Consider the following 769-nt stretch of genomic DNA (forward strand, 5'->3'; position numbering starts at 1 on the left):
CGTCCTGGTGCTCCTGCTCCAGCTCGCCCAGGCGCTCGGCCTCGGCGTTCTGCGCATCGCTCATCGCCGCCTGGTAGCCATCATCGTAGGCCACCCCGTACTTCTCGGCGTTCTCGGCCTCCACGTCACGCTCGTAGGCCTCGCGCAGCTTCGCCGCCTCGGACTTCTTCTGGTACATGTGCACGGTCAGGTGGGTGATGGCCAGCAGCACCACCGGCGGCATCGCGGCGACCAGCGCGGAGACCAGCGGCGGCACGCCGTTGGAGATCGAGTCCACGGTCAGGATCGCGTGGGTGGAGTTCGCCGCGGTGGAGACGATGGCGCCAAAGAACAGCAGCGCCCACGGGTAGATCATTGCCCTGCGCGGGAAGCCGTTCAGCGCAACGATCGCCACGGTGGCGGCCACGATCATGCCGTCGATGATGATCGGCCAGATCCAGGACAGCTTCGGGTCGATGCCCGAACGGGTGGCCAGGTCGGTCAGGGCGGCGAAGGAGAGCACGAACGCGCCCACCGCGATGAGCACCGTGGCGCCCACTGCGGTGCGCAAGACGGCACGGTGCGGCTCGTTGGGGATTTCGGGCTGGTTATCCATGGGATCCATGCGGGATGGCGGGCCTAACTGTGCTCGGCAGCTCGCCGGGGAACACCGCGTGGCGGCGTGAGTGAGCTGCGTTGGGGATGAGATGGGGAAAATGGTGGCGCCAGGGTTTGCGAGTTGGCGGCGCCACCAGCCATTTTAGCGCTCCGGCACCCGGCGGCGCAGCAG

At 67.8% G+C, this 769-nt stretch carries 1 protein-coding gene; it reads right to left on the reverse strand.

Annotation, left to right across the window (positions count from 1 at the left end; genetic code table 11):
• On the reverse strand, positions 1 to 595 hold a 595-nt coding region (locus JCM19049_RS16315), incomplete at its 3' end, for a DUF2637 domain-containing protein (RefSeq protein ID WP_054822065.1).
• Positions 596 to 769: the final 174 nt, after the last annotated feature.

It is taken from the genome of Arthrobacter sp. JCM 19049 (assembly GCF_001310435.1).